17 protein-coding genes are annotated in these 20,284 nt (G+C 60.2%); 8 read left to right on the top strand and 9 right to left on the bottom strand.

Features of this window, described 5'->3' with window-relative positions:
• Positions 1-63 precede the first annotated feature (63 nt).
• Both ACQUTG_RS10635 and ACQUTG_RS10630 read right to left on the bottom strand, forming a co-directional pair.
• Complete coding sequence (locus tag ACQUTG_RS10635) at positions 64-1,182, bottom strand: phospholipase A (RefSeq protein WP_428919378.1); 1,119 nt, start codon at positions 1,180-1,182, stop codon at positions 64-66.
• A gap of 10 nt (positions 1,183-1,192) precedes the next feature.
• A complete protein-coding gene (locus ACQUTG_RS10630) occupies positions 1,193-1,531 on the bottom strand; it encodes a hypothetical protein (protein ID WP_428919377.1) in 339 nt (112 codons plus the stop codon).
• Between the two features lie 204 nt (positions 1,532-1,735).
• Between ACQUTG_RS10630 and ACQUTG_RS10625 the strand changes: the two genes are divergently transcribed.
• The gene (locus ACQUTG_RS10625) at positions 1,736-2,149 is read left to right on the top strand and encodes a c-type cytochrome (protein WP_428919376.1); all 414 of its coding nucleotides are present in this window, start codon (positions 1,736-1,738) and stop codon (positions 2,147-2,149) included.
• Positions 2,150-2,233: 84 nt separating this feature from the next.
• On the opposite strand, the gene ACQUTG_RS10620 is transcribed toward ACQUTG_RS10625, so the two are convergent.
• The 3 genes from ACQUTG_RS10620 to rep form a co-directional block, all read right to left on the bottom strand.
• Positions 2,234-2,791: a hypothetical protein gene (locus tag ACQUTG_RS10620; protein WP_428919375.1), complete on the bottom strand. Its 558-nt coding sequence runs from the start codon at positions 2,789-2,791 to the stop codon at positions 2,234-2,236.
• A 23-nt stretch (positions 2,792-2,814) separates the two neighbouring features.
• A complete protein-coding gene (locus ACQUTG_RS10615; RefSeq protein ID WP_428919374.1) occupies positions 2,815-5,106 on the bottom strand; it encodes a galactose oxidase-like domain-containing protein in 2,292 nt (763 codons plus the stop codon).
• Positions 5,107-5,208: 102 nt separating this feature from the next.
• On the bottom strand, positions 5,209-7,227 hold the full coding sequence (gene rep, locus ACQUTG_RS10610; protein WP_428919373.1) for a DNA helicase Rep: 2,019 nt from the start codon (positions 7,225-7,227) through the stop codon (positions 5,209-5,211).
• Between the two features lie 140 nt (positions 7,228-7,367).
• Between rep and ACQUTG_RS10605 the strand changes: the two genes are divergently transcribed.
• The 6 genes from ACQUTG_RS10605 (at position 7,368) to rsd (ending at position 14,660) form a co-directional block, all read left to right on the top strand.
• The gene (locus ACQUTG_RS10605) at positions 7,368-9,104 is read left to right on the top strand and encodes an EAL domain-containing protein (RefSeq protein WP_428919372.1); all 1,737 of its coding nucleotides are present in this window, start codon (positions 7,368-7,370) and stop codon (positions 9,102-9,104) included.
• Positions 9,105-9,157: 53 nt separating this feature from the next.
• Positions 9,158-11,494: a Tex family protein gene (locus ACQUTG_RS10600; protein WP_428919371.1), complete on the top strand. Its 2,337-nt coding sequence runs from the start codon at positions 9,158-9,160 to the stop codon at positions 11,492-11,494.
• A 65-nt stretch (positions 11,495-11,559) separates the two neighbouring features.
• Positions 11,560-13,107, top strand: coding sequence for a glutamate--cysteine ligase (gene gshA / locus ACQUTG_RS10595; RefSeq protein WP_428919370.1), 1,548 nt, complete (start codon positions 11,560-11,562; stop codon positions 13,105-13,107).
• 122 nt (positions 13,108-13,229) lie between these two features.
• Complete coding sequence (gene rmf, locus ACQUTG_RS10590) at positions 13,230-13,445, top strand: ribosome modulation factor (RefSeq protein ID WP_428919369.1); 216 nt, start codon at positions 13,230-13,232, stop codon at positions 13,443-13,445.
• Positions 13,446-13,570: 125 nt separating this feature from the next.
• Entirely contained in the window at positions 13,571-14,077 is a 507-nt protein-coding gene (locus tag ACQUTG_RS10585; RefSeq protein WP_428919368.1) for a disulfide bond formation protein B, read from the top strand.
• A gap of 103 nt (positions 14,078-14,180) precedes the next feature.
• Positions 14,181-14,660: a sigma D regulator gene (gene rsd, locus ACQUTG_RS10580; protein WP_428919367.1), complete on the top strand. Its 480-nt coding sequence runs from the start codon at positions 14,181-14,183 to the stop codon at positions 14,658-14,660.
• Between the two features lie 76 nt (positions 14,661-14,736).
• On the opposite strand, the gene ACQUTG_RS10575 is transcribed toward rsd, so the two are convergent.
• From ACQUTG_RS10575 to ACQUTG_RS10565, 3 genes are all read right to left on the bottom strand, one after another.
• The gene (locus ACQUTG_RS10575; RefSeq protein ID WP_428919366.1) at positions 14,737-15,474 is read right to left on the bottom strand and encodes an FKBP-type peptidyl-prolyl cis-trans isomerase; all 738 of its coding nucleotides are present in this window, start codon (positions 15,472-15,474) and stop codon (positions 14,737-14,739) included.
• 132 nt (positions 15,475-15,606) lie between these two features.
• Positions 15,607-15,996 carry a DUF4124 domain-containing protein gene (locus ACQUTG_RS10570; RefSeq protein ID WP_428919365.1) on the bottom strand — a complete coding sequence of 130 codons (390 nt, stop codon included), beginning with the start codon at positions 15,994-15,996 and terminating at the stop codon, positions 15,607-15,609.
• Positions 15,993-16,505, bottom strand: coding sequence for a TIGR02444 family protein (locus ACQUTG_RS10565; protein ID WP_428919364.1), 513 nt, complete (start codon positions 16,503-16,505; stop codon positions 15,993-15,995). The genes ACQUTG_RS10570 and ACQUTG_RS10565 overlap by 4 nt, the downstream gene beginning before the upstream one ends.
• 42 nt (positions 16,506-16,547) lie before the next feature.
• Between ACQUTG_RS10565 and ACQUTG_RS10560 the strand changes: the two genes are divergently transcribed.
• Positions 16,548-18,494, top strand: a complete 1,947-nt coding sequence (locus ACQUTG_RS10560) for an ATP-binding cassette domain-containing protein (protein WP_428919363.1) — start codon at positions 16,548-16,550, stop codon at positions 18,492-18,494.
• Here ACQUTG_RS10560 and ppx read toward each other — a convergent pair.
• Positions 18,491-20,017: an exopolyphosphatase gene (gene ppx / locus ACQUTG_RS10555; RefSeq protein WP_428919843.1), complete on the bottom strand. Its 1,527-nt coding sequence runs from the start codon at positions 20,015-20,017 to the stop codon at positions 18,491-18,493. The genes ACQUTG_RS10560 and ppx overlap by 4 nt on opposite strands.
• Between the last annotated feature and the right edge of the window lie 267 nt (positions 20,018-20,284).

The following is a 20,284-nucleotide window of genomic DNA, read 5'->3' as shown; positions in this document are numbered from 1 at the left end:
GACGGTGGTATCGGCCACCTTGCCTTCCTCCGGACTCTTGCATGCTCTGGTTTTGAAACAAAGTTAAAGCCAGTCGTTCAACATAATCCCGATCCCGAACCTCTCAATCCGGTGGTTATAGTCAATCAGACTCTCCCCATACCCGTTGTAATACTGAAAGAACCCCTTAAGCGTCTCGCCCATCGGAAAACTGTACCCAAACTCAACAGACGTCCGGTTATCCGACCGCAAATTATTCATCAGCCGCAACGAAAACGTCCGGTCCTCCGTCAACTTGTACACCACCTGGTAATTGGCATGACCGAGGTACCGCTCGATATCGGCATTATCATCGTTGCTGCTCTCCGGAATCCGGTACCAGGGTTGCACCATGAACAACCAGCGCCCGTAACTGTAGGCCGCGCGGCCCACGATCCGATTCCAGCTCCGGGACCTTGGTTCGGACTGGCCGTTGGACTGGTGACTGAAACCGATGGTCACGCCGTTCAACGTGCCCGGCCCAAGATCCCAGTTGGTCTGGTAGCGCAGGAAGAGCTCGGGCTCGTAATTGGTCTCACGAAACGGAGCCGACTCATCCTGGTTGTAGACCTGCCAGAAGGATTGCTGGGTATAGCCGAACCAAAGAGTAGTCCGATCTTCCAGAAGGCCCGTCAGCAAGGGTACCTTGAAGCTGATCTGATATTTGGCCTCCTCTTTGCGCAGCTCGTAGTCATAGCCCGTGGTCCCCAAACGCGGACTGGAAGGGAAAGGGTTGGTATCATCGGTCCAGGTGAGAGGCAGGATATAGGTCGGACGATGGCCCACAAAACTGCCAGAGAACGAAAAGATCGCTTTTTCCGTAGCGACATACTGCTCCAGCAACGCATTCATAACGCTGTCGTCGTCCTCTGGAAGCTCAGATTCCTCCTGGCCTTCTCCGCCCGCCAGAGGCAGCTCCTCGCTCAAGGACTCCTCGGCCTGCTCCTGTTCATCCTCGCTGGCCGCCTGTCTTTCCTTACCCGCCTTGAACACCCGATCGAAACAGGCGAGCCTGCGAACCCCGTTTTCAATAAGCGCGCATTGCTCGGCGGACAAATCCCCGGGCGGCTCGGTGCCAGTCGATTGGGCAAAGGCCACCGGAGCGGCCAGGACGCCAAGACAAACGCTCAGGCCGGTGTTCACCCGCCAGGGTTGATGTCTCATGGGGCGATCCTCAGCTTGCGTTCAGGCTCAGCCAGGTGTTGGCAATGCCATACACCCAGACCCCGATCAGGGTGATCGCCAACAGGGCGAAAATGATTCTGTGGCGGATACGATTGGCCGCACTGGCGGCCGCGACCCAGCGCAGGTACATCAGGCCGATAAAGCTGGCAAACACGCCCAGACTGGCAAAGGCCGGGATCAGCAGCCAGCCGGCGCTGATCTTGCTGCCATCGGCTGTCTGGCTCGAAAACCAGGCCATGGAGCCCAGCAGCACGGCCAGGGCGGAGAACTCGAGAATCAACAGCGGCTTGCGCCAAGGATGCGGGCGGTTGCTTTCTGCGTCTGGCATGGAGCGGGTCCTGGAAATCGTGTTGGTCGGTTTGCCGGTTATGGTACCTGTATTCACAAATTCGTGCCCGAGGGCTTACGAAATTGCAATTAAACCGGTTGAAATCAATTTATGATTCTGGCCTTTGGTTTTTTTGCCGGGGTTCAGTCGCTATAATGCGGCGACCAAAGATTATAACGCTCAAATGCGAGGTGCATTGTGAACATGAAGAGAGTCCTGGCTGTTGTTCTGCTCGGTTTCGGCCTCACCGCCGGCGCCGTTATGGCTAGTGTTGAAGACGAGATCCGCGCGCGTATCGAGCCGGTTGGTGAAGTGTGTCTGGAAGGCCAGGAGTGCGGCGCCGCAGCCGCTCCGACCCAGGCGGCCAGCTCCGGCCCCCGCTCCGGCAGTGAAGTTTATGATGCCGTATGCATGGCCTGCCACACTACGGGCGCTGCTGGCGCACCCAAGATTGGCGACACTGCGGCCTGGGCACCGCGTATCGACCAGGGCATGGAGACCCTGATCAACCACGCTATCAACGGTTTCAACGCCATGCCTGCCAAGGGCGGCTGCGCAAGCTGTCCGGATGAGGAAATCAAGAACGCGGTTGAGCATATCGTTGAGGCAAGTCAATAAGCACAGCCTTCGACAGGTAGCGAAAAGATAAAAGCCCCCGCTCTGCGGGGGCTTTTTGTTGTTGGCGGAAACCCTTTCCGCATTTTATTGAATGGGCTTGAAGCTCAGAGTGCCGCGAATGTGGTCAATGTCGCCCGCTGCGGTTTCGACGGCAATCGACCAGGTTCCCGCATCCTTCCGGGCGTGGCCTTCGCGCTGACCGTTGAGACGTGGGTCCAGCCAGCCAAAACTGCCAGATCGCGACAGGGTCGTCCATGATGCTGGCCCGGAGGGATCCGCCCTCGTTGCAGCGTTGTCCGCGAGCCTGGGTGCATTTGGCAGTTTTTTCCAGCTTGCACTGGCAACATTCACCTCAACCGTGTCCCCGGTGAACCGTAGAAACTTTTCTCCTTCAGTGCCGATTACGGTGAGGCGCTCGCTGCCGCGGTAGCGAAGCATGATGCCCGGCCGAGGTGCATCCAGAACCATGGCGCTCAGCCCTTCAATGTCCGGGTACCTGGTAATGCTGGCCTTGACAAAGCCATCTGGGATTTCCTCGGCTTTGGGCGCACCGTGGGCTCCTGCCAGCCCAGGGGCTGACAGGAGGATCAGGCCGGACACCAGCAGGGCGTTCAGTTTCGCTCCTGTGTGTTCTCGTTTCATCCCATTACTCCTTCGGGCCTGATTCACAGCAACGCGAGTGTGGACTCGATGATGCCGTCCTCGGTCGTGATCGTGTCGTCGGAGCCATCGGCGGGCGCCATGCAGGCAAGATCTTCGTTGATAACCGTGATCGGAACGGATTCAGATGGAATGCGCCCTTCCGGTGTATCCTTGCTGACAAACAGCATGTACTCGCCGGCCGGAACCACGTTGTGATTGTCCGGCATGGTCAGGGTCACCTTGTTGCCGGGCTGCTGCTCAACCACCAGCTCGATTGCACGCTGATCACTGTCGACCACATGGGTCATAACGGTGCGGCGGATCAACAAGGCCTTGCTGATCTCGTCGGCCTGATCCACCTGGACGTTGAAGCGATCGCCAATGGTCAGATTCCGCGGAGCGCTTCTGATAACCGGGCGATCATCGCGCATTGCGTAGGGTGGCGTGTAGATTTCGAAACTCGGGTCGCGGCCGTCATAGGGGGCCAGCCCGAAGTCCTGCAGGTCGACGAACGTCAGGTACGCGGTGTTGATGGGGGAGTGTCCGGCAATCATCACCCGGCCGTCCTCCATCAGCACTGCCGTGTTGTGGTAGGTGCGGGAACGATTGGCCATCGCCATCTCGGTCCAGGTATTGGTTTCCGGATCGAATCGCTCAGCTGTCCGGATGGGGCCTTCCAGACCCGGTGCTGCGACGCCGTCGCGATCACCGCCACTGAAGACCATCACACTGCCATCCGGCATCAGGACATTGGTACCGTACCAGCGAGGCTGGTTCAGCGGACCGGTCAGGCGCGATTCATAGTCGATCTCGTCTCCATTGGTAGAGATCCGGTCGATCCGGCTCTGGTCCGTGGGAAGGTAGCCGCCCGGATTGGTCAATAGAGCGTAGCTCGGCACACCACCGGCAGTCAGTAACTCAACGTCCGTGTAGGTCCCGTCGGCGTTTGGCTTCAGGGGCAGCATCGTGGACGAGGTGGAACCGCGCATGCCGCCGGCAAGAGCGATCTGTAGATCTTCCTCAGTGACATCAAGGTCCGCACCGCTTTCCAGAAGATCTGCGGGCGATTCGATCAAGTCGCCAAGGAGGGAGGAGGCTTGCTCCATGGAAGCATTGGTGATGTTCAGGGTGCTGCCAAGCTCGGCGAGCCCTGCTTCGTCCAGGCGAAGGGGAAGGCCGGCGTAACCGATGTCGGTCCAGGTCTGGGTCTCTGGGTTAAAGCTGGCCGCGATATTCCACAGGGCCTGATCGTAGCCCTGGCCGAACGGATTGAATGCCTGGCCGCCCGCATTATAGAAGACATGGCCGTTGGGCAGCAGATGCATCCGCGGGTAAAGCGGCAGTGAGCGATCGGCAGTCGACGGGTTTTGCGTCCAGGTGCCGGTGCATGGGTCGTAGGTTTCCGTTTGCACAACGTTACGACCACTATTGAGTGGATCTTCCGGATAAACCGGTTTGATCAGTTTGGTGACACCACTGGCGACAAACAGGTTGCCGTTACCCATGGTAATCACAGAGGGGTACCAGCGACCATAGGTCATATCACCACTTTGGCGCCAGGTGTTGGTCTCCTCGTCAAAGATCCGTGAATTCTTGATGCCTTCAAGCTCAACCAGGCCCGCCTCGGTGTAGTAGTCGGTACCGCCAACGGCCATGACATCGCCATTTGCCAGGCCCACAACGTCTGAGCAGAACAGGGCGCCATCGTTTTTGCTGGTATCGTCCGCGGTATTCAGAAGGCCATCCAGCTCTGTACCGTCCAGCAAGGTTTCGCTGTCATTACCATCGGGGTTGGCGCCGGCGTCCAGGGGTGAAGGCTTGAGCCAGGACGGAGTGTCATTCTCGTCCAGCGCCAGCACCCGCGACTGATCGTTTACTGACACTTCACCGAATTCTTTGACGATGGATAATTCAACGTTCTCGGTACCCTCCAGCGCGTTCAGGTAAAGCAGGCGCCCATCCCTGAGCAGCGCCATTGTGCCGGCTGCCGGCTTGCATTCATCCGTGCCGTCTTCCCGGGTAATACACTTTTCGTCGGTTTCGACCGCTTCACCATCAACCATGATGGTGGGCTCGGCGAACGGCTCGCTGAAAAAGCCTTTCACCGGGTCACCGGTCGAAGCCGTTTGGACGACCTGGTCGCCGCCCACCGCTCCGTCCTGGCTTGAGGTGGTTGCAGTGTCGGATCCGCCACTTGCCTCCGAGCCGTCACCGCCTCCGCCACAGGCGGAGAGGGCCAGTGCCGAACTGATGGCCAGTATCAGTTTACCGTGACGGAAGTTGGTGGAGCCGTACGAAAGATCATGATGTGTCATTTCGTTCTCCTGGTCTTGTTGTTGTGTCGTGGGGAGGATTCCCCATCGGGGGTAACGGACCAGGAACAGGAATAGTTGCAGGACAGGAAGATTAAAAAATGGTCAGCTTCCGAGATCACCGAGCAGGGCGCTCAGAGTGGCTTTGCCTTTTTTCTGGTTGGCTTCCCGGTCGAGATCTCCGAGGCCTTCCCACTTCAGGTCTTCTTCCGGTAGCTCATCCAGAAACCGGCTGGGAATGGTTTCGATCTTCTCGCCATACTGTTTGCGGGAGGCTGCATAGGTGAGAGTCAGGGTTTCCCGGGCCCGGGTAATACCCACATACATCAGGCGGCGTTCTTCTTCGATGTTGCCTTCCTCGATGCTGGCGCGGTGGGGCAGGATTTCCTCCTCCAGGCCCATGATGAAGACATGGGGAAACTCCAGACCCTTGGAGGCGTGGAGGGTCAGCAACTGAACCTTGTCGCTGTCATCTTCCTCTTCGCGCTGCTCCATCATGTCCCGCAGGATCAGTTTGCTGATGGCGTCCTCGATGCCGATCTCGTCCGCCGTGCCCTTGCCGTCATCGAGCATGCGCTGGATCGATTCCACCAGGTACCAGATGTTCTCCATGCGCCGCTCCGCCTGTTTGGGCGTGCCGGAGTGCTGGTGCAGCCATTCCTCGTATTCGATGTCGGTGAACAGCTGCTTGATCACCGGGATCGGGTCTTCCGAATGCAGACGTTCGCAAGTGCGGTCGACCCAGTGCGCAAAGCGCCGCAGGCGGTCCAGGCCTTTTTCGGTAACGTGTGCTTCCGCGCCCATGTCTCCCAGAGCCTGGAACAGACTGACATTGCGGGAACGGGCATAGTGACTCAGCTGCTCCAGGGTGCGCGGGCCGATTTCCCGGCGGGGCACGTTGACCACCCGCAGGAAGGCGGCATCGTCATCCGGATTGACCAGCAGCCTTAGGTAAGACATGGCGTCCTTGATCTCGTTCTTGGAGAAGAAAGACTGGCCGCCGGAGATCCGGTAGGGGATCTGGTAGGCCTGCAGTTTCATCTCCAGCAACCGGGACTGGTGGTTGCCCCGGTACAGCACGGCAAAGTCCTTGAAATCCAGACCCTGCTTGAGCTTGTTGTCGATGATCTCGGTCGCCACCCGTTCGGCTTCGGCATCCTCGTTGCGACAACGGATGATGCGAAGTTCCTCGCCGATGGTGTGGTCACTCCACAGGGCCTTCTCGAACACATGGGGGTTGTTGGCAATCACCGTGTTGGCGCTGCGCAGGATCCGCCCGGTTGATCGGTAGTTCTGCTCGAGCTTGACGATCCTCAGGCTCGGGAAGTCTTCCTTGAGCTGGGCCAGGTTCTCCGGCCTGGCCCCGCGCCAGGCATAGATGGACTGGTCGTCATCGCCGACCACGGTGAAGGCTGCGCGCTCGGCCACCAGCAGCTTGACCAGTTCGTACTGGCACACGTTGGTGTCCTGGTACTCGTCCACCAGCATGTAGCGGATCTTGCGCCGCCACTTGGCCAGCACATCCGGATAGCTGCGGAAGAGCTGGACCGGCAGCAGTATCAGGTCGTCAAAATCCACCGCGTTGTAGGCTTTCAGGTATTCGTTGTAGCGCTTGTAGATCAGGGCGATGCGTTGTTCCCGTTCATCGGCGGCCTTGCTGTAGGCTTCTTCCGGGCCGCGCATGGCGTTCTTCCAGGAGGAGATGGTCATCTGCACATCGTTGAGTTCATCGCCGGCATCGGCACTGGCCTCCCGGAGCATCAGGTCCTGCAGCAGGGCCTTGGCGTCCTCGGCATCGAAGATGGAGAAGCCGGGGTGGTAGCCCAGGTGCGGATGCTCTTCCCGGATCATGTTCAGGCCGAGGTTGTGGAAGGTGGAGACGATCAGGCCCCGGGACTTGCCCCGGTCCACGATCCGCCCCACCCGTTCCTTCATTTCCCGGGCCGCCTTGTTGGTAAAGGTCACTGCGGCAATATGACGCCCCGGAATGCCCAGTTCCTCGATCAGGTAGGCAATCTTGCGCGTGATCACGCTGGTTTTGCCACTGCCGGCACCGGCGAGAACCAGGAGCGGGCCATCCGCATAGCGAACGGCTTCACTTTGTCGGGGGTTGAGCTTGTTCACAGATTACGGACCAGGGTGGAACGGGGACCAGAAATTTCGCGTGTCATTATTCTACACGAGCCGGCGTTACTGTACCTCGATCATCTCTGGGCTATGATAAGGTTAACAGTCAAAGCCTATGCAGAGACGGATCCTGTTTGATGACATTGCCCCTGGAGACTCCGAGGCCAGATCGATTGCGTGTACTGGTGCTGACCCCCCACCACGCGGATTGTCTCTGGCTGGACTCACTACTGTCGGGTGATTCGGAAATCGATCCGGACGTGACCTGGTGCCCGGACCTGATTGATTGCGATGATCTGATCCGCAATGCCAGTTTTGACGTTATCGTCTGGGACTGCGTCTTCCATGGCGGCAACGAATCCGCTTTCCTGCAATACCTCTCTGTTTCCAGCGACGACAAGCCGGTATTGGCACTGAGTGCCGAAGCACCCGCTGACAGGGCTCCGGAACTGATTGCCGAGGGCGCCGCGGATTATCTGAGCCGGCAGCATCTCGACCGCTGGAGCTTCCCCCGGACAGTGAAATACCTGTGGTATCGGGAACAACTGAGCGCCTCGACCCAGGGCCACCTTGGCCGTGACGTTGCCTCCGGAGTCATCAACCGGGATCTGTTTTTCGACCGGCTCCAGCAGGGATTGTTGCGAGCGGAGAGAGGAGGGCAGAGGCTGGCCTTGCTGCACCTCAATATTGACGATTTCCGCAGCATCAATGAATCCTTCGGCTACCAGCGCAGCGACCAGCTGATGATGAAGCTGGCGGATCGCCTGCGTCACGCCCTGCGCCGGGTGGACTCGCTGATGCGCATCGGCGGGGACGAGTTGGCAATCATTATCGAGAAAGTCGAGGATTCGCTGGATATTACCCGCATCATTCGCAAGGTGGTGTCCATCCTCGATGAGCCCGTGACCGTGGCCGGCCAGCAGCTGGTGGTCAGTGCCAGCCTGGGCGTGGCCACCTATCCCGAATCCGGTGACAGTGCCGAGAACCTGATGCGCCGGGCCAATCGCGCCATGTTCGAGGCCAAGCGGGATCCGGGCACCAGTTACCGTTTTTACGACCGGCAGCTGCACATCTCCGCCGGCTACCAGCTGCGGCTGGAAGCGGACCTGCGTAATGCCTTGCGGGGCAGGGAGCTGGAAGTGTATTACCAGCCCCGGATCGACCTCGCGACTGAGGAGGTGCGCGGCGTGGAGTGTCTGCTTCGCTGGAACCACCCGCAGCGTGGATTGGTGGGGCCGGATGAATTCATTCCGGTGGCCGAGCGCAGCGGCCTGATCGTTCCAATCGGCTACTGGGTGATCGAGCAGGCCTGTGAGCGCCTGAAGGAGTCGGCAGAGCTGGGTTTCCCCGGACTGGTGTTCGCCGTCAATCTCTCGTTCCGCCAGTTCCACGACCGGAAGATGACCGAGACCATCTTCCGGATCATCTTCAATGCCAACGTCGATACCAGTCTGCTGGAACTGGAACTCACCGAGAGTGCCATGATGCACGATCCGGAATACGCCCAGCGCTGCCTGCGGGAGCTGAACCAGCTGGGCATCAGCTTTGCCCTGGACGATTTTGGTACCGGTTTCTCGTCCCTGAGCAACCTGCAGCACCTGCCGATTTCCCTGGTCAAGATCGACAAATCCTTTGTCGAGGAACTGGGGCACTCGGCGGACGCCGAGCACATCATCCGCGCGATCATCAGTCTGTCCCACAGTCTGCAGATGAGCGTGGTTGCCGAAGGCGTGGAGAGTGAAGGGCAGCTGGAGTTCCTCCGCCAGCAGCATTGTGACGAGGTTCAGGGCTACTATTACGCCCGCCCCATGCCCTGGAGCCAGCTTGTGCAATTCCTGAACAGCCGCAGTCAGGCCGCTTGCTTGCAGAAGTAAGCCGCTGTACCTTTTCCCGTTAATTCGATTCCTATGTGATGTGCCGAGGTTGCATGAAGACGATTTCCAGCCGTATCGCGGAAGAACTTGGTGTCCGCGAACAACAGGTTAATGCCACCGTTGCCCTGCTTGACGAAGGCGCGACCGTTCCGTTTATTGCCCGCTACCGGAAAGAAGTCACCGGCTCGCTGGACGACAGTCAGTTGCGGAATCTGGAAGAGCGGTTGCGTTACCTGCGAGAACTGGAGGACCGCCGCGCCACCATCCTCAACAGCATTGAGGAGCAGGGCAAGCTGACCGATGAGCTCAAGGCCGCAATCAACGGCGCAGACACCAAGAACCGGCTGGAAGACCTGTACCTGCCCTACAAGCCCAAACGCCGCACGAAAGCCCAGATTGCCCGGGAAGCCGGTCTGGAGCCGCTGGCCGATGCTCTGTACGACGACCCGACCCTCGATCCCGAAGCCACCGCCGGGGCCTACATCAACAAGGACGCCGGGGTGGAAGATACCAAGGCGGCCCTTGATGGCGCCCGCTATATCCTGATGGAACGCTTTGCCGAGGACGCCGAACTGCTGGGCGACCTGCGGGACTTCATCTGGCAGGAGGGGCAGCTCAAGGTTTCCGTCGTGGAAGGCAAGGAAACCGAGGGCGCGAAGTTCCGGGACTACTTCGACCATGTCGAGCCCCTGAAGAAGGTGCCGTCGCACCGGGCGCTGGCCATTCTGCGGGGCCGCAACGAGGGCATCCTGACCTACAGCATTGTGGTCGGTGACAGTGAAGACGATCGCCGTCAGCCGCACCCGGCCGAACAGCGGATTGCCGCGCGCTGGCGTATCCGGGATGACGGCCGCCCGGCTGACAAATGGCTGTCCGACGTGGTGCGCTGGACCTGGCGGGTCAAGCTGTCCACCCAGATCGAGACCGACCTGATGGCCCAGGTGCGGGAAGCCGCGGAGACGGAAGCAATCAATGTGTTTGCTGCCAATCTCAAGGATCTGCTGTTACTGGCGCCCGCTGGCCCGCGTCCGACCCTCGGCCTGGATCCCGGGCTGCGTACCGGCGTCAAGGTGGCGGTAATCGACGGCACCGGCCAGGTAGTGGGCCATGGAGCGATTTTCCCCCATGCGCCCAAGAACAAATGGGACCAGTCCATCGAGCAGCTTGCCACCTGGTGCCGGGAATATGGAATCGAGCTGGTCGCGATCGGCAACGGGACGGCCTCGCGGGAAACCGAGAAGCTGGTAGCTGATCTGTGCAAGCGCTATCCGGAGCTGAAGCTGGCCCGGATTGTGGTCAGTGAGTCTGGCGCCTCCGTGTACTCGGCCTCCGAATTTGCCTCGCGCGAACTACCGGACCTGGATGTGACCATCCGTGGCGCGGTCTCCATCGCCCGTCGCCTGCAGGATCCCCTGGCCGAGCTGGTGAAGATCGAGCCGAAATCCATCGGGGTAGGTCAGTACCAGCACGACGTGTCCCAGGTCCAGCTCTCCCGCAGTCTGGATGCTGTAGTCGAGGATTGTGTGAATGGTGTCGGTGTGGACCTGAACACCGCCTCGATTCCGCTGCTGGCTCGGGTTTCCGGTCTCAACCAGAGCATTGCCCAGAACATCGTCGATTTCCGCAATCAGAACGGCATGTTCACCAACCGCAAACAGCTGATGAAAGTGACTCGCCTCGGCGATCGTACCTTCGAGCAGGCCGCCGGCTTCCTGAAGATTGCCGGTGGTGAGAACCCGCTGGACCGCTCGTCGGTGCACCCGGAAGCTTACGGCGTGGTAGAGGCGATCGCCGCCCGGAATAACCGCAAGGTGGAAGATATTATCGGTGATTCCGCGTTCCTGCGTGGTCTGAATCCGCAGGATTACGTAACTGAACAGTTCGGGCTGCCAACGATTCGCGACATCATTGCCGAGCTGGAGAAACCGGGCCGGGACCCGCGTCCGGAATTCCGGTTTGCCAGTTTCGAGGAAGGAGTGGAAACCCTCAACGATCTGAAACCGGGCATGATCCTGGAAGGCTCGGTCACCAACGTGACCAACTTTGGCGCCTTTGTGGACATCGGTGTGCATCAGGACGGACTGGTGCATATCTCCGCGTTGTCCCACACTTTCGTCAAGGATCCGCGGGAAGTGGTCAAGGCCGGCGACATCGTCAAGGTGAAGGTCATGGAAGTGGACATCCCCCGCAAGCGTATCGGCCTGTCCATGCGGATGGATGACCAGCCCGGTGAGAAAAATGAATCCCGTGCCTCGTCCGGGCGTGGACGTTCCGACAACCGTTCCGGCCAGCGCCAGAACCGGGCGCCGAAGGGGCAGAAGCCGGCCCAGGGTGCGATGGCCGGTGCTCTGGCCCAGGCGCTTGCCTCGGCCCGCAAGGACGGACATTAAGCTTTTAAACATCAGGTTCACCGACAGCCCCGTCATGAGCGGGGCGGTTGCAGCAGGAGTCAACCATGGCTGAATCCCGCCATTCGTTATTTCGGCAGTTCTCAAAATCGGAGTGGCACGGCTTTCTCAAGGGGGTGGAGAAGGAGGGCCTGCGGGTTGACCGGAACGGCTTTATAGCCCAGACCCCGCATCCGAAGGCGCTGGGCTCCACGCTCACCCATCCCCGCATTACCACGGACTACTCCGAGGCCCTGCTGGAACTGATTACGCCGGTTTGTGGCAGCACCGACGCGGTACTGGAATCCCTGCGGGATATCCACCAGTTTGTGCAGCAGAATCTCGGGGATGAAGTGTTCTGGGCGGCCAGCATGCCCTGTGAACTGGACGGGGACGAGAGCATTCCCATCGCGGAATACGGCAGCTCGAACATCGGGTACCTGAAGCATGTCTATCGTCAGGGGTTGGCCGTGCGGTATGGCCGGATCATGCAGAGTATCGCCGGCGCGCACTACAACCTGTCGCTGCCGGATGCGTTCTGGGAAAAGTGGCAGCAACTGCTCGGGGATCAGCAGTCACTCCGGGATTTCAAGTCCGAACAGTACTTCTGGCTGATCCGCAATTTCCGCCGCCGCAGCTGGCTGCTGATGCTGCTGTTCGGGGCCTCCCCGGCGCTGGATGCCAGTTTTGTCGCCGGCGTGAAACACGATCTCAAGCGGTTTGATGAGCGCAGCTGGTACGGCGAGCATGCGACATCCCTGCGTATGGGGGATCTGGGATACCACAACAACGCCCAGGCCTCGCTGAATATCTGTTTCAACGAGCTCGGAACCTATACCCGCACTCTCGACCGTGCTATCCACACCACCTGGCCGCCCTACGAGGAGATCGGCACCCGCCGTGGCGATCAGTTCATCCAGATCAACACCAGTGTCCTGCAGATCGAGAACGAGTATTACAGTGCCGTTCGCCCCAAGCGGACCACCGAGCGGGAGGAAAAGCCGATCCAGGCCCTGGAGGCGCGTGGTGTGGAATACATCGAGGTGCGCTGCCTGGACCTGGACCCGTTCTCGCCGTTGGGCGTGAACCGGGAACAGATCGATTTTCTCGACCTGTTCCTGCTCGACTGCCTGCTGTGTGATTCGCCCCGGATCAGTGACGCCGAGTGTGAACGCCTGGACGACAACTACAAGGACGTCGTGGCCCGGGGGCGGGATGCCGGCCTTACCCTGTGTCGGGAAGGGGGCAGGGTACCCGTGATGGAGGCTGCCTCGGGACTGCTGGATCGTCTGGAGTCGCTGGCGGAGGTGCTGGATGACTGGGCGGAGCGTGATACCTACCGAAGCGCCCTGGCCGCTCAGCGGGAGAGCCTGGCAAACGGCGTGCCCTCCCTGCGGGTACTGGATGCCATGCGTTCTTCCGGCCTCGGACACCGGGACTGGGTGATGGAGATGTCCCTTCAGCACCAGCAGACCTTGCGCGAGGATGCGATGGCGCCGGATGTCCTGGAAGCTTTTCGGGCAATGAGCCGGGATTCCCTGGCTGAGCAGGCACAGATGGAGGCCCATGATTCCCAGCCATTCGAGCAATTCCTGGCAGACTACCTGAGATCCTGAGGGCGTAGTTCGGTCTCCGTCACAGCCCGGAGGGGATCTGTTGCACAGAATCTGAACATCGGTTTGTCAGAGCGACAAGCCCCTGCTAGCGTTTGTGCGTCGGGATAATGGAGGATGCCGGTATGGCAAGGGACATCAAACTAGGATGGGATGTGGAGGCGCTGAACAAAGCCTACCGCCAGGGCCATCTGGCGGCCTCCATGGGTATGGCCAAGAGCCGTTGCCCATATCGGGGGGAAGTGGTGATTGCCGCCTGGGAAGCAGGCTGGGATGACGCCGAAGCCGCTCTCCCCGATCATCAAAGCCGGCCCGTCGATTTCTTTTCCCGTACTGCCTGACTGCAAAGTGTGTCCCGTCTGGGGAGTTCGCTGATCTGCTGAGCCACAAGCGCTTGAAGTTCCCGGAGGTTTAGGGTTAAGTGACGGGTCTCTGAGCTTCAAGTCTTCATTTCGAGGGTGTTGTTTTGGCTGGCAGATGGGTCTTTGCAGTTGTCTTTCTGGTCTGTGCCGGGTTGCTCGGCGTGGCTTTTTATATGGAACACGTGATGGGGCTGGAACCCTGTCCGCTTTGCTGGCTCCAGCGTTTCGGCTTCATGGGCGCCGGGCTGGTCAGCTTGCTGGCGTTCCTCCATGGGCCCACTGGTTGGGGTATTCGTGTCTACGGTTTCCTGCTGGCGCTGACCGCAGGAACGGGGCTGGGTATTGCCGGGCGCCAGCTCTGGCTGCAGAGTCTGCCAGCGGATCAGGTACCGGCTTGCGGGCCATCCGTGGATTACATGCTTGAGGTTCTGCCCTGGATGGAGGTGCTTACGACCGCCCTCAGAGGCACCGGTGACTGCGCCGAGGTGGTTTGGCGATTCCTGGGGCTGAGCATTCCGGGCTGGACTGCGGTGTTTTTCTCGGCGCTGGTGCTGGTCGGCCTGTTTTTCTTGTTCAGACGGCCGCAACCCCGCAGCTGGATTCGCAGCTGAAACGGTTGCGGGCAACCGTGACGTTGGGGTACCTTGAATCCCGAACTGTAAGCAATTGCACCGGGGTCAAACGCTTCGGGAAAACGAGCGGAGAACAGGCGTCATGTTGGAGAATTGCCGAAATGCCAGGGAACGCTGGGGCGGTGTCAGCGAACTGATTGATCGCTGGCTGAAAGAGCGTCAGGAGCTACTGGTCCATTACTGTGATTTGACCGGAGAAAACGACTTCTCCCAGACCGAAGCCTTGACGGAAAAGTTCGTTCGCTTGTGTGAGGTGCTGGTGGATTATGTCTCCGCCGGCCACTTCGAAATCTACGAGCAGTTGATACAGGAAGCCCGTGAGTTCAATGACGGCGGCCTGGAGCTGGCGGCCAAGGTGTATCCGAAGATCGAGCAGACGACGGAAATTGCACTCAACTTCAATGATCGTCTTGATGGCCAGTCACTCTCTGAATCCCAGGTCCGTGAACTGTTCAATGAACTCTCAAGGCTGGGGGAGGCTCTGGAAAGCCGGTTCGAGATGGAGGATTTCCTGATCGAGCACCTGCACAATGCCCATGCGGAGAAGGTTGCTTCCGCCTGATCCGACGGTCAACCGACCATGAAAAAAGCCTCAGCCCGGCAAGTCGCCGGCACTGAGGCTTTTTTGTATCCGCAGGTTATTCGGACGCTGAGTCTTCTCCGGCGTCTGCCTGAGGATTGACGTCAAGCAGCTCGACATCAAAGACCAGGGTTTCGTTGGGGCCGATACCGCGATTACCGCCCGGGCCATAGGCAAGGTCCGCCGGGATGTAGAGCTTGTAGCGGGCACCCTCGCTCATCAGCTGCAGGCCCTCGGTCCAACCCGGAATAACCTGGTTCAGGGCGAAAGTGACCGGTTCGCCGCGCTCGCGGGAGCTGTCAAACACCTCACCGGACAGCAGTTCGCCGGTGTAGTGGACCCTGACGGTATCCTCGGCGGAAGGCTTGTCGCCGGAGCCTTCCTCAATCACTTCGTACTGCAGGCCGGACTCGGTGGTCTCGACGCCGTCCTTTTCCGCGTTTTCTGCCAGGAAGGCTTCGCCGGCTTCCTTATTCTTCTGGGCCAGTTCTTCCATCTGCTTTTTCTGGTCTTCCTGCATCTGCTGCTGGTAGGCCATCAGGGCTTGCTGGATTTCCTCGCGGGTCAGACGCTTGGCTTCCTCGTCACCGGCATGGCCGTGCTGGATCCCTTGCAGGAACTGCTCCATTTGCAGGTCAGGCAGGTCGTTGCTCATCCGCTCACCGAGCACCAGGCCCATACCGTAACTGACCTTCTGCTCGGTGGAGTCCAGCTTTGGATCTTCGGGGGCTTCGGGTGGGGTGGAGCAACCGGTGACAACACCGGCCATGGCCAATGCAAGCAGGGTTTTCTTCATTACTGAATCCTTAACGGTTTACGTAAGTGCGCGGGAGCGGTACTCCCGGATTGTCATTATTGAAACACAGAAGGTAACGGGTTCCGGCGCGAGATGCCACTGAACATGTGTTAAGGAACCCGACCCTTTCTGTCAGCTGCCGTTGCTGCCGGCGGTGGGGCCCAGGGAAAAGGGCGCACTGTAGGGGGATTGCCAGTCGGTTTCAGGGTCCTGGCCTGGAGATCCGGCGCGGGCCTTGTCCGGGCGTTCAATGGCCAGTGTGTTCCAGGGTCCCTGGGCCGGTGGCTGGTCGGCATAGTGCCAGTTGCCGTCGGTGTCCTGCCATTTGAAGATGATCTCCGGGCCGTCGGTCGGCACGGGGGAGGGCACCAGGCCTTCAAATGCAGGAATTTCCTGCTCGGGTTCCTGATTGTCTGCTACGGGTTGGGATACCTCCTGGGGATCGTCAATTCCGAAGAACATCAGAACCAGAAGAAATCCCAGGGCCGGAAACGAGAGCCGGATGAGCCATTTCATCATCATGGCTGGGAGTCTCCATTGGAGAATGAGGCCAGAATGTTGGCCAGTGTATTCAGCTCAGCTGCTGCATCGGTGGCCTGTTCCGGCCGGTAGGCAGCAGTGGCAAGGTTGTTTCGGATCAGCTGGGCATGTCCCGTCATATGGGCCTTGTCCGGAGTCTCAGTCGCAAGTTTTTGCCAGGCCAGTGCCAGCTCCAGCTTCTCGGCCTGCAGTTCAAGGCCGGCGACACCTTCGCGAAGGTCCTGACTGTGTTCGTGGCCTTTGGGGAGATATTTGCGCACTGCCCGCAAAGCACCGGTTACATGCTGGCGCCACTCTGTTACCGTAGCGTGCTCCGTGCCGCTGTAGGGCCTGCCTTCAAGGGCCAGCCAACCAGCGCATAAAATCCGTGTAACGCTCCAGCCCTGATCCTGGAGCGCAAGACAGGTTCGCTGGGCACCGGGCATTTGCCAGAATGCCAAGGCAAAACGCCAAATCGGGTTGTCCGGTTCCAGTTTCTCCGGTAATTCCACGCCGAACCTGCCCTGACCATCTTACGCTGATAAAATGGATTTATGTTAACGATTACTGATCTCAGTTTACAACGGGGTGGTGTCTGGTTGCTAGAATCCGTGAATCTCACGGTTCAGCCGGGCCAGAGAGTTGCCATCGTAGGTGCCAATGGTGCCGGTAAATCCAGCCTTTTCCAGCTCTTGTTGGGCCAGTTGGCGCCGGAGCAGGGCAATGTTTCCCTGCCCGGGGGCTGCCGCATCGCCCACATGGCCCAGGAAGTGGCGGCGTCAGAACGCAGCGCGCGGGATTTTGTGCTCGATGGCGACCTGGACCTGCGGCGCATGGAGGCCGAGCTGGCCCGGGCCGAATCGGCTGGCGACGATCACGCCGTGGCCAGGATCCACGGCGAGCTGGATGTGCATGAGGCCTGGTCGGCGCCGCGCCGTGCCGAATCGCTGCTCCGCGGCCTGGGATTTTCCGACGGGGACCCCGAGCGACCGGTTTCGGCCTTCTCCGGTGGCTGGCGGATTCGCCTGAACCTTGCCCAGGCGCTGATGCGGCCCTCGGACCTGTTGCTGCTGGATGAGCCCACCAACCACCTGGATCTGGATGCCTGCCTGTGGCTGGAGAACTGGCTCCGGCGCTATCCCGGGACCCTGCTGTTCATTTCCCACGACCGGGACTTCATGGATCGGGTGGCTTCCCACGTGGTGCACTTTGATCAGCGTAGACTGGAGCTATACACCGGTAACTATTCGGCCTTTGAGCGCCAGCGTGGCGAGCGTCTGTCCCAGCAGCAGGCCAATTATGAGCGACAGCAGGCTCGAGTTGCCGAGATACAGCGCTTTATCGACCGGTTCAAGGCGAAGGCCACCAAGGCCCGGCAAGCCCAGAGCCGGGTCAAGGCCCTGGAGCGCATGGAGCGCATCGCCCCGGCCCACATCGACTCTCCGTTCAGTTTTGAATTTCCGGTGGCGGAAAAGGTCTCCAACCCCTTGCTGTCCATTCGCAATGGGCAGGCCGGCTATGGTGAAAGCGTAATCCTGGACAATATCAACCTGACCCTGCTGCCGGGCAGCCGCATCGGTCTGCTGGGCCCCAACGGTGCCGGCAAGTCCACCCTGATGGATACCCTGCGGGGCGAGCGCACAATGCTGGCCGGTGAGCGAACCTGTGGCGAGCATCTGGCCATCGGCTACTTCGCCCAGCACCAGCTCGAGTCCCTGGATCTGGATGCCAGCCCGTTTTTGCATCTGCAGCGCCTGGCGCCGAAGGCCTCGGAGCAGAGCATTCGCAATTTCCTGGGCGGCTTTGATTTCCATGGCGACGAGGCGCTGAGCCCGATCCGCTCATTCTCCGGAGGCGAAAAGGCCCGGGTGGCTCTGGCCGTGATCGCCTGGCAGAGGCCCAATCTGTTGCTGCTCGATGAGCCCACCAACCACCTTGACCTGGAAATGCGGCAGTCGCTGACCATGGCCCTGCAAAATTTCGAGGGTGCCATTGTGGTGGTTTCCCACGACCGACACCTGCTGCGTAATACCGTCGATAATTTCTGGCTGGTCAATGACGGCCGGGTCTCCGAGTACGACGGCGATCTGGAGGATTACGAACGCTGGCTGGCTGACCGTCGCAAGGAGCGGGACGAGGGCGAGGCGCCCCGGCGGGAGACAGCCTCGGCAACCTCGGCCCGTGCTTCCAACGGCGTGGGCGAGAGCGCAGACGACCGTAAGGCGCGCAAGCGCATGGAAGCGGAGATTCGCAAGAAGCTCAGCCCCTACCGGAAACAGCAGGCGAGTCTGGAGAAAGAGATGGAGCAGCTGCAACAGACGCTGGTGCAGCTGGAGCAGGATCTGTCGGATCCAGGCCTCTACGAGGAAGCGGGAAAGGCCAGGTTGAATGAATTGCTCGCCGGCCAGGCCGACGCCAGCCGGCGCCTGGAAGAGGTCGAGGCGCAATGGCTGGACATCAGCGAAACCGTGGAGACGCTGGAAGAGGAGCTGGCCGGTTAGTCCGGGTTGATCTTCAGGGTGAAGTCCTGTCGGCTCAGGTAGTCCCGTTCGTTCCTGAGGTCGGCCAGGGTCAATGGTCGGTCGTCGAGCCAGCCGTCGGGGAACGTGATCGTCAACTTGTCGTTGCCCGGTTCCAGTTGGAACTCCGGCGGAGGCTCCATGTTCCGGGGATGCTGCAGTAGCACGGCCAGCCGAACCAGGATGCACAGGCGGCGCAGTCTCGACGTATCCTCCGGATCGAGCCCTTCGAAAATGGCCGGTGCAAACTTGCGCCGATGGCCCCGGACCAGTGTCGCCAGATCCCGCTGGAACTGCTGGCTGAAGCCCGGAAGATCGGAGTAACGGAGCAGGTAGGCCCCGTGCTTGTGGTACTGGCTGTGGGAAATGGTCAGGCCGATCTCATGCAGCCGGCAGGCCCACCGCAGTACTTCTTCGTCCGTGGCGGTGCGCAGGTCCCAGTAATCGGCAACCTGTTCCCAGGCCGCCACGGCGGTTGCTTCCACAGCCGCACCGTGGGCCTGGTCCACGTGATAGCGTTCCTGAAGCGCGGAAATGGTGCGTTCGCGCACATCCTCGTGCTGGATCCGTCCGACAATGTCATAGAGCAGGCCTTCCCTGAGGGCGCCATCGGCAAAGGTCATTTCCTCGACGCCCAGGGACTGGAAGGCCCCCATAAGAATGGCAAAACCGCCGGGGAAGATGCTCTGTCGGTCCGAGCGGACGCCCAGGTCGCCAAGTTTGTCGGTCTTGCCCATGTCCACGAGGCGCTTGCGCAACTCCTGCATGCCCGCACGGGTGATGGTGCCATCGGTGATCTTCAGGGTCGTCAGGACACTGGCAATGGCCTTGATGGTGCCCGAGGAGCCCACCGCGCTCTGCCAGCCCACGTTCCGGTAATGCTGGCGGATATTCAGCAGTTCCTGCTCGGCGTGGGTCACCGCCCGGTCCATCTGGCGCCGGGTGATCTTGCCGTCGGGGAAGTAGCGGTTGCGGAAAGAGACGCAGCCCATGTGTAGGCTTTCCAGCTCCTGCGGCTCGAATCGCTGGCCAATGATGAACTCGGTGCTGCCGCCGCCAATATCGATCACCAGGCGCCGCCCGATGTCGTCGGACAGAGTATGGGAAACGCCCAGATAGATCAGACGGGCCTCCTCCCGGCCGGCGATGATTTCAACCGGATAGCCCAGGACTTCCTCGGCACGGTTCATGAACTGGTGCGCGTTGCGGGCCACCCGAAGGGCATTGGTACCCACCACCTGGACTGCCTCCGGGGGCATCCCCCGCAGCCGCTGGGCGAATCGGCTCAGGCATTCCAGTGCGCGTTCCTGGGCGTCCTCCGTCAGGCGGTTGTACTGGTCCAGGCCAGCGCCCAGCTGCACCTTCTCACCCATTTTTTCCAGGGTACGGATTTCTCCGTGTACCAGCCGGGCCACGACCATGTGGAAACTGTTGGAGCCCATATCAATGGCTGCCAGCACTTCCGGCCCCTGTGCAGCGTATTCGGCGTTCTCTTCGGCCGTCACGTCGTCAGAAATCCTTGTGCGGTGAACTTGCGGGGTACTATAAGCCATCTGTCTCCGGCCTGTCAGTAACAGAACGACCGGGCCAGTTGACCACGGTCAGCATCCTGACGATGAATAGTGTGGGATCTACTGCTTCACATCGGGCTGATCAATCGCGTAAAGTATTGCGTAACTTAAGCAGGTTGAACGGCTGTTGTATCGACAGCCTTCAGACTACAGTCAACAGCACCCCTGCCGGCTCGCGCAACCGCGCGGTAAAGCCCTGGC

Origin of the sequence: Marinobacter sp. DUT-1 (assembly GCF_050379415.1) — a bacterium.
Taxonomy (GTDB): Bacteria; Pseudomonadota; Gammaproteobacteria; order Pseudomonadales; family Oleiphilaceae; genus Marinobacter.
The sequence above is the reverse complement of the archived record's forward strand: the minus strand, read 5'-3'. Positions and strand labels throughout refer to the sequence as shown.

Bases quoted from the DNA above. Each gene is read 5' to 3' on its own strand.
- ACQUTG_RS10605 (WP_428919372.1), top strand. From the start codon at position 7,368: ATGACATTGCCCCTGGAGACTCCGAGGCCAGATCGATTGCGTGTACTG.
- ACQUTG_RS10600 (WP_428919371.1), top strand. From the start codon at position 9,158: ATGAAGACGATTTCCAGCCGTATCGCGGAAGAACTTGGTGTCCGCGAA.
- ACQUTG_RS10615 (WP_428919374.1), bottom strand. From the start codon at position 5,106: ATGACACATCATGATCTTTCGTACGGCTCCACCAACTTCCGTCACGGT.
- gshA (WP_428919370.1), top strand. From the start codon at position 11,560: ATGGCTGAATCCCGCCATTCGTTATTTCGGCAGTTCTCAAAATCGGAG.
- ACQUTG_RS10620 (WP_428919375.1), bottom strand. From the start codon at position 2,791: ATGAAACGAGAACACACAGGAGCGAAACTGAACGCCCTGCTGGTGTCC.
- rsd (WP_428919367.1), top strand. From the start codon at position 14,181: ATGTTGGAGAATTGCCGAAATGCCAGGGAACGCTGGGGCGGTGTCAGC.
- ACQUTG_RS10630 (WP_428919377.1), bottom strand. From the start codon at position 1,531: ATGCCAGACGCAGAAAGCAACCGCCCGCATCCTTGGCGCAAGCCGCTG.
- ACQUTG_RS10575 (WP_428919366.1), bottom strand. From the start codon at position 15,474: ATGAAGAAAACCCTGCTTGCATTGGCCATGGCCGGTGTTGTCACCGGT.
- ACQUTG_RS10570 (WP_428919365.1), bottom strand. From the start codon at position 15,996: ATGATGATGAAATGGCTCATCCGGCTCTCGTTTCCGGCCCTGGGATTT.
- ACQUTG_RS10635 (WP_428919378.1), bottom strand. From the start codon at position 1,182: ATGAGACATCAACCCTGGCGGGTGAACACCGGCCTGAGCGTTTGTCTT.
- ACQUTG_RS10560 (WP_428919363.1), top strand. From the start codon at position 16,548: ATGTTAACGATTACTGATCTCAGTTTACAACGGGGTGGTGTCTGGTTG.
- rmf (WP_428919369.1), top strand. From the start codon at position 13,230: ATGGCAAGGGACATCAAACTAGGATGGGATGTGGAGGCGCTGAACAAA.
- ACQUTG_RS10625 (WP_428919376.1), top strand. From the start codon at position 1,736: ATGAAGAGAGTCCTGGCTGTTGTTCTGCTCGGTTTCGGCCTCACCGCC.